This window comes from Thioalkalivibrio sp. ALJ7 (assembly GCF_000376865.1).
Lineage (GTDB): Bacteria > Pseudomonadota > Gammaproteobacteria > Ectothiorhodospirales > Ectothiorhodospiraceae > Thioalkalivibrio.
On the sequence record NZ_AQXQ01000011.1, the window covers coordinates 229,155 to 242,491 of the forward strand.

The 13,337-nt window shown below is 63.7% G+C and carries 10 protein-coding genes; 7 read left to right on the forward strand and 3 right to left on the reverse strand.

Going from position 1 to position 13,337, the window contains the following annotated elements; translation table 11 throughout:
- The first annotated feature begins 8 nt into the window (after positions 1 to 8).
- Complete coding sequence (locus D002_RS0107400) at positions 9 to 3,383, forward strand: VanZ family protein (protein ID WP_155996159.1); 3,375 nt, start codon at positions 9 to 11, stop codon at positions 3,381 to 3,383.
- Between the two features lie 372 nt (positions 3,384 to 3,755).
- Here D002_RS0107400 and D002_RS0107405 read toward each other — a convergent pair whose 3' ends face one another.
- Positions 3,756 to 4,466, reverse strand: coding sequence for a hypothetical protein (locus tag D002_RS0107405; RefSeq protein WP_231362926.1), 711 nt, complete (start codon positions 4,464 to 4,466; stop codon positions 3,756 to 3,758).
- Between the two features lie 264 nt (positions 4,467 to 4,730).
- Here D002_RS0107405 and D002_RS0107410 point away from each other — a divergent pair, with 264 nt between their 5' ends.
- Complete coding sequence (locus D002_RS0107410; RefSeq protein ID WP_018141280.1) at positions 4,731 to 5,456, forward strand: GAF domain-containing protein; 726 nt, start codon at positions 4,731 to 4,733, stop codon at positions 5,454 to 5,456.
- Positions 5,453 to 6,187 carry a class I SAM-dependent methyltransferase gene (locus D002_RS0107415; protein ID WP_018141281.1) on the forward strand — a complete coding sequence of 245 codons (735 nt, stop codon included), beginning with the start codon at positions 5,453 to 5,455 and terminating at the stop codon, positions 6,185 to 6,187. Before D002_RS0107410 ends, D002_RS0107415 begins: the two co-directional genes overlap by 4 nt.
- A 394-nt stretch (positions 6,188 to 6,581) precedes the next feature.
- Here the strand turns inward: D002_RS0107415 and D002_RS0107420 are convergent, their stop codons facing one another.
- Positions 6,582 to 7,820, reverse strand: coding sequence for a pyridoxal-dependent decarboxylase, exosortase A system-associated (locus D002_RS0107420; RefSeq protein ID WP_018141282.1), 1,239 nt, complete (start codon positions 7,818 to 7,820; stop codon positions 6,582 to 6,584).
- 210 nt (positions 7,821 to 8,030) lie between these two features.
- A complete protein-coding gene (locus D002_RS0107425) occupies positions 8,031 to 9,656 on the reverse strand; it encodes an acyl-CoA ligase (AMP-forming), exosortase A system-associated (protein WP_018141283.1) in 1,626 nt (541 codons plus the stop codon).
- A 257-nt stretch (positions 9,657 to 9,913) separates the two neighbouring features.
- Between D002_RS0107425 and D002_RS0107430 the strand changes: the two genes are divergently transcribed.
- Genes D002_RS0107430 through D002_RS0107445 form a run of 4 tightly spaced genes read left to right on the forward strand, consistent with a single transcriptional unit; the run spans position 9,914 to position 13,003 of the window.
- Positions 9,914 to 10,669 carry a hypothetical protein gene (locus D002_RS0107430; protein WP_018141284.1) on the forward strand — a complete coding sequence of 252 codons (756 nt, stop codon included), beginning with the start codon at positions 9,914 to 9,916 and terminating at the stop codon, positions 10,667 to 10,669.
- A 36-nt stretch (positions 10,670 to 10,705) separates the two neighbouring features.
- Complete coding sequence (locus D002_RS0107435) at positions 10,706 to 10,978, forward strand: HPr-rel-A system PqqD family peptide chaperone (RefSeq protein ID WP_155996163.1); 273 nt, start codon at positions 10,706 to 10,708, stop codon at positions 10,976 to 10,978.
- Between the two features lie 11 nt (positions 10,979 to 10,989).
- Positions 10,990 to 11,895 carry an HprK-related kinase A gene (locus tag D002_RS0107440; protein ID WP_026181589.1) on the forward strand — a complete coding sequence of 302 codons (906 nt, stop codon included), beginning with the start codon at positions 10,990 to 10,992 and terminating at the stop codon, positions 11,893 to 11,895.
- On the forward strand, positions 11,885 to 13,003 hold the full coding sequence (locus tag D002_RS0107445) for a nucleotidyltransferase family protein (RefSeq protein ID WP_018141287.1): 1,119 nt from the start codon (positions 11,885 to 11,887) through the stop codon (positions 13,001 to 13,003). The genes D002_RS0107440 and D002_RS0107445 overlap by 11 nt, the downstream gene beginning before the upstream one ends.
- The last annotated feature ends 334 nt before the right edge of the window (positions 13,004 to 13,337 follow it).

Consider the following 13,337-nt stretch of genomic DNA (forward strand, 5'->3'; position numbering starts at 1 on the left):
GGCCGCCAATGGCGCCCTGGTCGCGTTCCATCTGCGGGTTCTGGGCCCTTTTGTCGCTGGCGGCGGCGCTCTACGTGACGCTGCTGCCCTTCGAATTCCGGGAGCTCTCGCTGGAACGCGCCTGGGCGATCTACAGCAATATGCAGATGACCGGGCCGGGTGCGCGCGGCCGCCAGCAGTTTATGTCCAACGTCCTGATGTTCCTGCCGCTGGGCTTTTTCCTGGCGGCGTGGGTGGGGTATGCCTCGCGCCGGTCCGGTGTGGTGATCGGGACGGTCTTCCTGGTGGCGGCCTTCGGTTTGCTGGTGACGGCGACGGTGGAGTTTCTTCAGGTGTGGTTGCCCTACCGGTATCCCGCCGGGGCTGACATCCTGGGCAACTTTACGGGCGCGTTGCTGGGTGCCGTTGCCTGGTTTGCGTTGCGGCGCCCGTTAGCGCATTGGCTCACGGTGCTAGGCCGGTCCGGCCCTGCCACCTTGCGTCTGGCGCTCGCGGGATATGCGGTGGCCTACGTGCTGGTCGGTCTGGTGCCGTTCGATCTGGTGCTGTCGACGGAGGAGTTGGCTCAGCGGCTGCAATCCGATGCCTGGGGTTGGTGGGTGGCACCGGGCGCCTGCCGGGAAGGATTGGCGTGTGGTCTCGGGTTGGGACTGGAAGTCCTGGTCAGTATGCCGGTGGGGCTGCTGATTGGCGTGTGGATGTTGGGAAACGGCCGTGCACGGGTTTGGGCGGTGGTGCTCGTGATTCCTGTGGCCGTTTCCCTGGAGCTGGCCAACCTGATGACCCTCTCGGGTATTGCTGAGGGGCGTTCGGTTATTACGCGCGCGCTGGGCATGGTGGTGGGTGTTGCATTGGTCGGCTTCTTGCCCTCCCATCCCCATGGCCTGATCCGCTGGTTGCAGCAGTGGCGTATTTCGTTGCTGGCGCTGGGCGCCCCGATTTACGTCTTTCTGTTGCTGGCTGTGAATTACGAGTTCGGCCCGTATCACCTGGATCTGGAGACGGCGGCGCAGCGCCTGGCGGATACGCGACTGCTGCCTTTCTACTATCACTACCACGTGTCCGAAGTGGCGGCGCTGCGCAGTGTGGCGCTGCACGTGCTGATGTATCTGCCGGTAGGCGTGCTGGTGTGGTTAATGTACCTGGACCGCTCCCCGCGCTGGACAGGGTTGGCCCGATTGGCGGCTTTGACAGGTGCGCTGACGGCCTTGTGGGTCGAGTCCGGCAAGCTGTTCCTGGAAACGGGGCGTCCGGACAGCACCAGCCTGGTCCTGGCTGCTTTGGCGGCTGCGGCCAGTGCGGGCACGTTGCACTGGCTTGTGCGGGCGAGCCGGCCCACGTACGCCCTCGAATCGGAAGCGCCGTCAGCACCTGAGGCGAAGCCCGAGTTGCATGCAGAGCCGCTCGATCCGGGCGCCGGTTTTGCGTTTTCCTGGAACAGGTGGATTGCCAGTGGCCTGGCGCTGGTGGTACTGGGGATCGCGGCGGCCTGGCCGGTGGCGACGGGGTGGCTAGTGTTGGGCCTGGTCGCCTATGCGGTGGCGCTTATCCGTTGGCCCTTTGCCTGGCTTCTGGTAATCCCGGCCCTCATCCCATTGCTGGACGGGTCGCTGTACACGGGGAGGCTGTTTGTCGGGGAGCTGGATCTGTTCCTGCTGATGACGGTTGCGGGTACCCTGTGGCACTGGCGTTCCCCGCGACAGGGGTTGGATCTGCCGCGGGTTGTGTCGTGGCCTTTGGGGTTGCTGGTCGTTTCCACGCTGGTTGCGCTGGTGATCGCGTTCTGGCCCTGGCCGGCCTGGGAGCCGGGCCATATGGCGCACTACGCAACCGAGTGGAACGCACTTCGGGTCGCCAAGGGTTTGTTGTGGGCGGTGATCCTGCTTGCGTTGGTTCGCGGGGCGCCTGGGACACCCCGCGAGGCAATCCGTCGTTGGTTCCCGGCGGGTGTGGCCCTGGGGCTCTTGGCCACGATCCTGGTGGTTCTGCGGGAACGCGTCACCTATCCGGGGTTTTTGGATTTTGCCCATCCCTATCGCATCTCGGGCTGGTTTACGGACATGCATGTGGGTGGCCCGAGCATCGAGACGTTCCTCGTGCTCGCGCTCCCGGTCGCTCTGATCTGGGCCTGGCGGCAGCGTGCCCCCCTGGCCTGGGCGGCAACTCTGGTGTTGGCACTAGGGGCGCTTTACGCCGTGGCCATGACCTATTCCCGCGGGGGCTATCTCGGCCTTCTGGTCGGGCTTGCGGCGGTGCTGTTGGTGGGCGCGCTCATGCTGCTGCGGGGGCGGACACGCCGGGCCGGCCGCGGGAGTGCCATGGCGGCAGTCCTCCTGGTCGCCGCCGGCGTGCTGTTGCCGACCCTGCTCGGTGGTGTGGCCGAGCAGCGCATGAGCCAGGTGGCCGAGGGTCTGGACGCGCGCCTGGCGCACTGGCGGCTCGCGCTGGACCTGCCGGGGGGCAATGCCTTGAGTCCGTGGATTGGGCGTGGCCTGGGCCAGTTCCCGCAGGCGTATCGCCAGGCGTACCCGGAAGGCCGTGTTCCGGCGAATTTCGCCTTCGCTGATGACAGCTTGCATCTCGGCACGGGCGATTCGGTGTATCTGAATCAGCGTGTTGCGCTGGATCGTAGCCAACCGTATGCCCTTGGCGTTCGGGTGCGTAGCGATCAGGGCGGTCGATTGGGGATTTATCTGTGCGAGAAGCCGATCCGGCACTCGTTCGAGTGTGTCTCCGCGCAGATCTCGGTGTCATCGGGTGCGGAGTGGAAGGAGTCGCATTGGACGTTGGATCTGAGCGAAATGGATACGCGCCCGTGGCCGATCCGGCGCGGCCTGGTCCTGTCCCTTGCGCACGCGGGCGGCGGGCCGAGCGTTCTGGAGATTGATTACGTGCAATTGACCGACGTCGCGGGCCGTGAGCAGCTACTCAACGCGGATTTCGCGGCGCAGGGCCGACACTGGTACTTCACGACCGACCACCTGTGGCCCTGGCGGGTCGAGAACCAGTGGCTGGAGATCTACCTCGATCAGGGCCTGCTGGGTTTGGTGGCTTTCGTATGGCTGACGCTGGCAGCGCTCTGGCTGTTGCTGCGCCGGGCGCTGCGGGGCGACGCGTTTGCCCTGGGCAGTCTGGCCGGCGTCCTGGGTGCGCTGGCGGTCGGCGTTTTCGGCACCATCTTTTTCTCGCCCAGCGTGGCGCTCTTGTTCTACCTGGTGCTGCTCCTGGGCGCAGTCGGCTCCGGCCAAGAGGCAAGTCAAGGGCGTATTCACCACAGAGGACACGGAGGACACAGGGAAGGACAAGGGCCAGGTCGAGGGCCGATTTACCACGAAGCTCACGAAGGCACGAAGGAGGTCAAGGTCAAGATGGGCTCACCATAGAGGGCACAGAGTTCAGGGAGAAGGGCGCTGCATTGAAAAGGGCTGTCGCTGTGGGCACAGCGCGGCAATCTCTTGCAGGTCGCCGCGTCGTTTCGCCACTCGCGATGACGCAATTTTTTCGAGTGAGCGGTTTTTTGGGTTGCCAGCTGGCGAAGCGGTTACCGGTCACGTCGCATCATCGTTACCCCTAAGTCCGACCTCCTAAAACCAATCAATCCGAATTTCTTCGTATCTTCCCATCTTCCTGTAAACCGCTCTTGACCCTGGCCTCGCCCTCCTTCGTTCTTCGTGAGCTTCGTGGTCAATAAGCCGTTGACCGGGCCCTTCTCCGTGTCCTCTGTGCGCTCTGTGGTGCAACAGCCCTTGACGGCGTTAAGCGCGGTTGGCGGGAGGGTGCAGGGTGATGGTCGGGACGTGCCCATCTGGACGGGTCAGGGCGAGGAAGGGGGGGCGGCCGGTGAGCAGGAGTTCGGAGCGGCCCAGTTGCAGGAAGTAGAGGCTTCCGATGCGTCGGGCACCCAGGCGTTCATGGGCGCGCAAGGAGCTTCCGTTGAAGGCCGATATTCGGCTCAGGCTCCATTCGATCCCGCGTTCCTGCAAGGCGCGGTCGGCCGCCTGCCACAGTTCGGCGAATACCAGGCCGCCCCGGGCCTCGGGGAAGACATACACATCCACGTCCAGTGCGCAGGGCGCATCCGGCGGCGGTTGCAGAACGCAGCGATGCTCGTTCTCGTGATAGGGCCCGAACAGCAGCCAGATAAAGCCCAGCATGTGGGTCTCGCCGTTCGCTGCGAACGCGGCAAGACAAACGCCACCATGTTCCTGGCGATAACGCACCTGCTCCGTCGCTCGTGGTAACTGTGCCAGGGCCGCGGGGTCTTCCGTGATGTCCCGGATTTGCAGCCGCCCCGGACGGTTGCCGGATGCATGCATCTGCCCTACCGGCTGCGCGAGCAGGTAGTAGCGTGCCAGACCCAGATGATCATTCAGGCGTTGCAATGCCCCGTGGAGTCCCAGAAGCAGTGCGTTTGCCAGGCCCAGATCGCGCCGACGACTGCGAAATCGTTGCAGGACACGTGTCACGGGTGCTCGTCCGGTTGCGCTGCGCATGTGGCCTGGGATCCGGGGGACCCTGGGCTACTACGTGTGCGTGTGAGTGAATCGAGTATTCAACCCGAAGATTAGTCTGCGGCCCTGGGGGCGGCAACCGGGCCAACTCACGCTTCGCGTTGGTTGCGTACTGCTGCGTCATTGCGGCCACCGTAGAATGGCCGATGGTATTGGCTGGAGGGGTGGCCGGTTTTCCGCACGTGCACATGGATCAATGACTTTTGGAATCCGAAACTCATGAATGAGGCCTTTTCCACCTTTGATGAACGCCTGCTGGAATTGGCTTCTTTCGTCGAAGATGCCGAGTCGTTGGAGAAGGGTCTTTCGCGGTTGGCAGCGCTGGTGGGTCATGCCATGGAATGCGAACGTTGTTCGATCATGCTGTTAAAGCGGGACTCGGACGGAGGTGACGCCCGCCTTCGGGTTCAGGCGCACCATGGGTATCTGCCTGATCAGGCCTATGACGTTCGGCAACCGCTGGGTTCGGGAATCGCGGGGCGGGTGGCGAGCGCGGGCAAGGGGCTGCTGATTCGGGATCTACATGCTTCCGATCTTGCAGCCGAGGCGCTTCGGGCCGAAGGCTCCGGCCCGGTGGACGTGATTGCGGTTCCTGTGATTCTGGAGGGGGACCTCCTGGGTGTAATCAACATCGACAGCCCCAGGGGGCGGGACCGGTTGACCCATGAGGATTTCCGCATGGCGTTGATCCTGGCTCTGGTGGTGGCCAAGTCGGTCCTGGTCCATCGTTTGAAGGGGCTGCTGCGTACGAGTTTTGCGCAAGTCGCGCTGGCACGGGAGGCAAAGGGCGACGAAGGGCCGATTACCCATGAGCCGGAGGCCGTGGCAAGGATTCTGGCTCGCAGCCTGTTCGACGAAATGACTCGGGCGGGTCTATCCCGCGATCACGTGCTGGTCGCGGCCGCGGAATTGATTGGCTGCGTGGGTGGGGGCGAGAAGGCATGACGGATTCCGAGTTCGAACAGCGTTGGCGGCGGCGCTTTGTCGAGCGTGGGGCCCAGTGGGACGACGATGCCGGTATTGCGGGCTGGACCCCCACGGGGCTGAACAGCCGGGTCCGCCAGTTTCAGCATTGGTGGCGGCTCGCCAGTCCGCCAAAAGGCTGTTGGCTGGATATCGGTTGTGGTGCCGGGACCTACACGCGAATGCTGCAGGTTGAGGGGTATCAGGCGGTGGGATTGGATTATTCCCCGCCATCGGTGCAAAAGGCCCGTGATCGAAGCCCCGACGGGATCGACTGGCTGGCGGCGGACATCCACCAATTGCCGTTACCGGATGCAACCGCCGATGGCATTCTCTGTTTTGGCGTTATGCAGGCGCTCTCGGACCCGGTCCCGGCCCTTGCCGAGATGGCACGAGTGATGCGCCCAGGCGGTGAGATTTGGGTGGATGCGCTCAATGCCCGGTGTCTGCCAACACGGGTGCAGGAGTACCGCCGTCATCGCGCCGGTCGCCCGCCCCATCTGCGTTATGACACGCGAGCGAGCCTGGAGCAGGCTGCCCGCGCAGCAGGGCTGGATCCGATGGCGCTGTACTGGCTTCCTCTTGCGCCGGGGCGCTTGGCGCGTTTGCAGGGCGTGCTGGAAAGCCGACCCACACGAGGGCTTCTGAGCGCCCTTCCTCCGTTGGCGGCCGGGCTGAGCCACTCGTTCATCCTCCGCGCCCGGCGCCTGTGAAATTCAAGGGCGTTTTTCACCACAGTGGTCACGAAGCCCACAGAGAAGGGTCAAGGGCAAGGGCGATTTACAGGCAGGTAAGAGGATAAGAAGCAGAGCTGGATTGGTCAGACTGTCATTGCGCGTGTCGCGCGGCCAACTTCCGGAAAGCGCAGGGGCAATCTCTCGCGGATCGCCGCGTCGCTTTGCGACTCGCGATGACGGATTTCTTGGCGTTAGGGGGCTCTCGGGCAACGGACTATTGATGACGGCCGAAGATCACAGTCCCATCCATTGCGTCCCGCAAGCCCCTCACCGTTAGAACAAACGAATCTGAATTCCTTCCTGTCATCTCATATTCCTGTGAACAGCTCTTGACCGCGCCTTTCTCTGTGAGCTGTGGGGTGGGATTTCTCTACAGGACGATCTCGGCGGGGAGTGGGTGGTCGAGGAAGGCGACGGGGCTGGCCGTGAGGCCGTAGGCGCCGGACTGGAAGATGGCGATCAGGTCGCCAGGTTCAGCGTGCGGCAGGTGTACCTGGCTGGCCAGGCGGTCGAGCGGGGTACACAGGGGGCCAACGATATTCACGACTTCGCTCGCCTGGTTATTGAGTCGGGTGGCGACGGCCACCGGAAAGTTGCGCCGTACTACCTGCCCCAGATTGCCGGAGGCCGCGAGGTGGTGGTTCATCCCGCCATCCGTCACCAGGAAGGTCTCACCACGCGATACCTTTCGATCGACAACGCGTGTCAGATAAACCCCGGATTCCCCTACCAGGTAGCGGCCCAGTTCGAGCACTAGACCCGTTTCCGGCCAACGTTCGTGCAGCCGAACCTGAAGCTGGGCCAGCCCCTCGGCAATGGGTGCAATCTCCAGTGGCCGATCCCCGGGGAAATACGGAATGCCAAAGCCGCCGCCGAGGTTCACGAATTCCGGGATGATGCCGCCCGGACAGACATTCAGGATCAGATCAAGCGACCGCGCCTGGGCCTCCGCAATCGCCTCGGCCTGGAGATTCTGGGAGCCGGCGTATATCTGAAACCCCGCGATATAAACGGGCAGGTGCCGGGCCTCTTCCAGCAGTTCGGGGACCTCTTCGGCGTCAATGCCGAAGGGCGAGGCGCCGCCGCCCATGTGCATCCCCGAGGATTTTAATCGGAAGTCCGGATTGAGCCGGATGCTGATGGGTACGCGGTGCCCTTGTCCGCGCGCTAGATCAGCCGCCTGGTGCAGTTGGGTAAAGGATTCGATGCCGACCACACTGCCGGCGTTCAGGGCGGCTTGCAGATCGGTCGTGGTCTTGCCCGGTCCTGCGAGCGAGATGTCACGCCCCGCAATGCCGGCGTGTAGAGCGCGTTGCAGCTCGCCGGCCGAGGCGACATCCATGCCGTCCAGCCACGGGGCGAGCCGACGCAGTAGCTGTGAATGCGGATTGGCCTTGACGGCGTAGTGCAGCTTAACCCCATCGGGAAGCTGGCTACGCAGGTCCTGAATTCGCACGCCAGCGTCTTCAGCGTTGTAAACGTATAGGGGCGTACCGTGTTGCATTGCGAGCATGCTGGCGGGCTGGCCGGCAATCAGTAGTTGTCCCTGCGAGTCGGTCTCCAGTCCCTCCGGCCAGTAATGGGGGGCGAGCTCGGTTGTCTGTGCCATTAGAGTTTCCCGGAGGCGCTGAGGTATGTGCATGTTCACGCCTGACTCGGTGCGACGAGTATGCAAGGCGTGGTGAATGCAGTGTAGCCGAGCGATATCAGCCGGGGTGCGGCGCCGTTAGTGCATGGTCAAGTCGATTCTTTGAGCCGGGATGCTCTGCTTTTTTTCGCCAGCGGTTGGGGCCCGATGGTGGCCGTCACCATGTGGTGGTTAGCTCGCGTCCCCCCGAGGTTCAGGCTGTAGCGTGCCGTCTTCTAGTGCTCGTCGCAGATAGCTGCGGTCGATCTTGCCGTGTGCCGTGAGGGGTAGGCCTTCGGGGAGCGGCACCCAGATTCGGGGTTGCATGTAGCCTGGTAGGGTCTTGCGACACCACCGGCTCAGGTTCGCGGGCGTTACCGATGCCTGGCGAGGTTGGAAGATGACCGCTACCGCTTCGCCCAGCTCGTCGTCGGGTACGCCCAGCGCGACGGCCTCCACAACGTATGCCGACTCCAGGAGAACGCTTTCCACTTCGGTGGGACTGACTCGATACCCGGAGGTCTTGATCATGTCGTCGTCGCGTCCGGCGAAATACAAAAGTCCTTGCGCGTCCTGATAGACCCGATCCCCGGACCACACGGCGATCTCCGAGCGGGGATGCTCCGCGGGTGTTAATGGCCAGGGCCGGAAGCGAGCGGCCGTGGCTTCCGGGTCGTTCCAGTAACCGAGTGCAACGAAGGCCCCTCGGTGCACCAGCTCGCCTTCCTCTAGCGGATTGCAACGCGAGCCATCGCTGCGGACCACGGCAATCTCGGCATTGGGTACGGCTCGGCCGATGGATGTGGGAAAGCGGTCCACAAGGTCGGGATCAAGGTAGGTTGAGCGGAAGGCCTCGGTAAGACCGTACATCAGGAACAGTCGGGCATCAGGAGCCTTCTCGCGCAATCCACGGACCGTTGCTTCGGGCAGATGACCGCCCGTGTTCGTCATCTGCCGTAGGCTGTGGATCAGCCCTTCGGGCCACGACTCTCGCACCAGGGCCTGCCAGAGAGTGGGTACGCCGGCCAGCGTCGTGGCCCGGAACAGGGCGGCTTCCTGCACGAGTGCGGCCGCGGAAACGTATTCGGTCAGCCGGCAGCAGGCGCCCGCGTGCAGGCTGGATAGAAGCTGATTCAGACCGTAATCGAAACTGAAGGGCAGTACAGCCATGAGGCGATCGTCTGTGCCCAGTTCAAGGTAAGTCGCCACGCTGGCGGCCCCTGCGCGCAGATTGCGATGCGACAGCAGTACACCCTTGGGCGCACCCGTGCTGCCGGATGTGTAAAGGATTGCGACAGGATCGTGATCGGTGCTTGGTGGGCGTGAAATGACGCGCGCCATAGGAGCAGTGTTCCAGGCCAGGGCGCCGCTGTGTGGCGGATGGTCGGTCGCGCCGTGGTCCACGAGCAGCACTCGAAACGGCGATTCCGTGAGGTGGCTGGAGTCAGGATCGGGTGTCAGGGCCTCGAGGCGAGCGCTCGATGTCACCAGAAGCCGAGACTCAGAGTGGCGCAGGATGTGTTCCGCCTGACGCTGGCGAAGGCCGGGATTGACCGGTACAAACAAGGCGCCAACACGACTTGCGGCCAACATGGCGACGACCGCCTCTGCCCGTTTTTCGAGGTAAACGGCGACCCGGTCTCCGGCGCGGATGCCGCTCTCGACCAACAGCGCGGCGACACGCTCAGTTTCATCGTCGAGTTCGGCAAACGACCAACAGTCCGAGCCACTCTCCAGAGCTGGGGCGTTCGGGAGGAGGTTGGCTTGGCGGCTGAGTAGGCTGTCGAGTCGGATGTCGGTGCCCAGGTCGGGTGTCATGTTTCTTTACGGTTTCCGGGGCTGCGGAGCGGGTAAGAAACTGCGGCGGACAAGCTTCCTTTTAAAACAGTCGGTTGTAGCGTTATCTCGCTGTGGTATCAAACTTGCTTTCCTTCTAGTATCAGTGCGTTCGAACAGTAGGCACGGCCCAGTTCTCGCGCTAGGATGAAACTGAACGTACTTGGAACAATGGCATGCGGGACTCGGTGGAACAAGGCGCGATGCGCCGCTCGGCCGAGCATCCCGGAGGTAAGCGAATGAATCACGATCAGCAGCAGGATCCGCGCTCGGAAGCGCCGCAGGACGCGCTCAATGCGCATGGTCGGACCCGGCGGCGCCTAAGCAAGGCGGCGCTGGGCACTGCGCCGGTGCTGATGACGCTGCATTCAGCGCCGCTGAAAGCGGCCGGCGCGAACTGCATGCCCTCCGGCTGGGTGTCCGGCAACACCTCCCGCCATGATGAGCCGCAGGAATGCGGTGGACGTACGCCTGGCTACTGGAGTGGCTCGGCCAACAACAACAGCACGAACCTTAACAGTGCGGCGTTTCAGAACCATCCGACGTGGCGTCAGGCGGTCGAAGAGGGTATCGCGTTTGCGTCGGATTACGGTTTCCCGGGGATGACGAACGACTATCGCCAGCATGCGGAGTCTGTCGGCCCCGGTAACTCGGGTAAGCCCGGTAAGCCCGGTAAGCCCGGTAAGCCCGGTAAGTCGGACAACTCGGCGGAGGAGATTCCGCTTACGATGCTCGGGGCGGTAGCGGCCTCCACCAGTGTCCTGGGGCTCACAGGTCTCCCGCACGAGCATCAGATCATCCGCTTCGGCGCAGCGGCCTTGCTGAACGCGCGTTATACGCCGGGGTACCCGCTGTCCGAGCAGATGGTGCGGGACATCGTGACCGACACTCTGGTCGACGGCCACTACATCGCCAACAGCGGCGATCGCCTGGAACCGGAACAGGTGAAAGCCTTCCTCGAAAACACGATGGACACGCCGACCTGGGGGCCGTGATCGGCCTGACCGCCCTCCTTCGCTTCGGTACAAGCCTTGTCCGATAAGCTCCTGGAGTCTTGCGCCAGCGTGCATCTTCGTCCGTGCGGCGAACAATGGGCTGCGTTCCATACCGGTACGGGGGACACCCATCTCCTGGATCCTGTCGCCGGGGCGATTCTCCAGTGTCTGCAGGAAAATGGTCCGCTGGTGCTGGCGCAGTTGTCCGACTGTCTTGAGTGGAACGCGGCCGATGCCGGTATCCTTGCCGAATGGCTTGCCGCGCTGCAGCACAATCGACTGATCCGGGAACGCACGGAGTGCCTCTAGAGCGTGTTCCTCTGCGCAGCCTGGGGCCTACGGTCGTTCGTCGGCGTCTCGCCGGCGACGGCTTGCTACTGGAGACTGGCCCCTTCGTGACGCGGATCCGCAGCCGGATTGCCAGCGTAGCTGAAGGCCTGGCCTCGGTTTACCGCGACTATCCAGTGCACGAGCCGGGTGCCTTTCACGATTTCGACTGCGAACTGCGCGCCCCGCGTACGCTGCGCCGGTTTTATCACCCCCAGGTGCTCTTCCTGTCCGACCGGCGCAGCGTGTTCAAGCCGCTTGCCTATCATCAGGCCTATCCGATGCTCGAATGGGGCATGAACTGGTGCATCGCCAGCCTGGTCCAGCATCGCCTCGTCCTGCACGCCGCCGCCCTCGAGCGGGGTGGTCGCGCGGTGCTGCTGCCCGCACCCCCTGGCTCCGGCAAAAGCACCCTGTGCGCCGCCCTGGCCCACAATGGCTGGCGGCTTCTGACCGACGAATCCGTACTGCTGGATCTGGATGCCGGAACGGTGTCCGGTCCGGTGCGGCCCGTCAGCCTGAAAAATGTCTCCATCGATGTGATTCGCGGGTTCTGTCCGGATGCTCGCCTGAATGCGCCGGTCCACGACACACTGAAGGGTACTGTGTCGCACATGTCCCCGCCGCAGGCATCCGTGGAACGTGCGGGGGAGGTGGCGGAACCAGCCTGGGTCATATTTCCGCAGTATCGCCAAGGGGTACCGGCACGGCTCATCGAACGCAGTCCGGGAGAATGCCTGACCGGACTGATTGACAACGCCTTCAACTATGCGGCGCTGGGAACCCGGGCTTTCCATGGTCTGGGTGGGCTGAGCGAACGGGTTCGGTCGTTTGATTTCGTCTACGGCGACCTTGACGAGGCGATGGACGTGTTCCAGAGGCTGGCCGATGGACGGTAATCGAGCGCTGTGCCTGGCCCTTGCGCGGCCCGAAAGCATGGCCGAGCGGACCGACGGGGAATGGTCCACGATGCTCGCGGCAGCACGCGAGACGTCCCTGCTGGGTGCGCTCTGGCAACGGGCGCGGGAGGCAGGGCTGGAGACGGACCTTCCAGAGCCAGTTGCATTGCATTTGCAGGGGGCGGCATGGGTAGCGGAACGACGTGCCGAGGCCCTGCGCTGGGAGCTGGAGGAGCTGGGTCGAGGCATGCTGACGCGAATGGCGCCGCCCGTGTTACTGAAGGGGGCAGCCTACCTGCTGGCGGATCTGCCCAACGCACAGGGACGTCTGGCTAACGATATCGACCTGCTCTTTCCGGAGGCGGAGATCGAACGGGCAGAGTCACTGCTTTTCTTCGATGGATGGGCGGGGTCGCACCACAACGACTACGATCAGCGCTACTACCGCGAGTGGATGCACGAGCTGCCCCCTCTGGCCCACCGCCAGCGGGGGACTACACTCGACCTGCACCACAATATCCTGCCGCGCACTTTCCGCGTCCGACCGGATGCCGGCAGGTTGCGCGAGCAGAGTGTGGCCCTGCCGGCGCCGTGGCGTTTCCGCATGCTGGCGCCAGCACACATGGTGCTGCACGCCATGGTGCACCTGTTCTCCGAGACCGATTGGGAACGCGGTCTGCGCGACGTTAACGATATCCACGTATTGGTGAACCACTTCGCCGCTCGCGAGGGCGATGGGTTCTGGGAGGCACTGCTGGTCGAGGCCGATGCGCTGGAGGTGACGTGGCTGGCGCAGCGGGCACTCTGGTTGTGTGGCCGTCATCTGGGTACGGACATTCCGCCCGAGGTTGTAAGGCGTCTCGCGGCCTCGCCGCGTGCTCGGCGCATCAACCCGGTGGCACGCTGGATGTTCCATCATGGCAGCCAGACGCGGGCGGCCTCCAGCACACCGTTGCAGGATGGGACCGCTCGCGGGCTCCTGTTTCTGCGCGGACACTGGCTCAAGATGCCGCCGGGCCTGCTGGTGCGGCACTTGTTCTACAAGGCCTTCCTCGCCGAAAAGGAAGACGACACGGATGTACAACCCGAACCCGACAAGCACGGGTGAGGTCAAGGTCGGCTCACCACGGAGGGCACAGAGGGCCCAGAGGAGGACCAGGCCAAAGGCCGTTCGCAGGAAGGTGGGAAGGCGGGAAGGAATTCAGATTCGTTGCCAGGGAGCCGGGAGTCTTGGTGACCTCAACCTGAAATCGCGATCACCTGCACCCAACCAGGATGCCGACACCGCCGATCGACCGGTCATCGCGAGTGGCGAAGCGACGTGGCGATTTGCAAGGATTACCGCCAGCATCCCTCCAGGAGACTGCCGTGCCACGTTCGCAATGACAGCCCCAAAAATTCCAGCCTTTCTTCCGGTCTTCCCATCTTCCTGTAATTCGTCC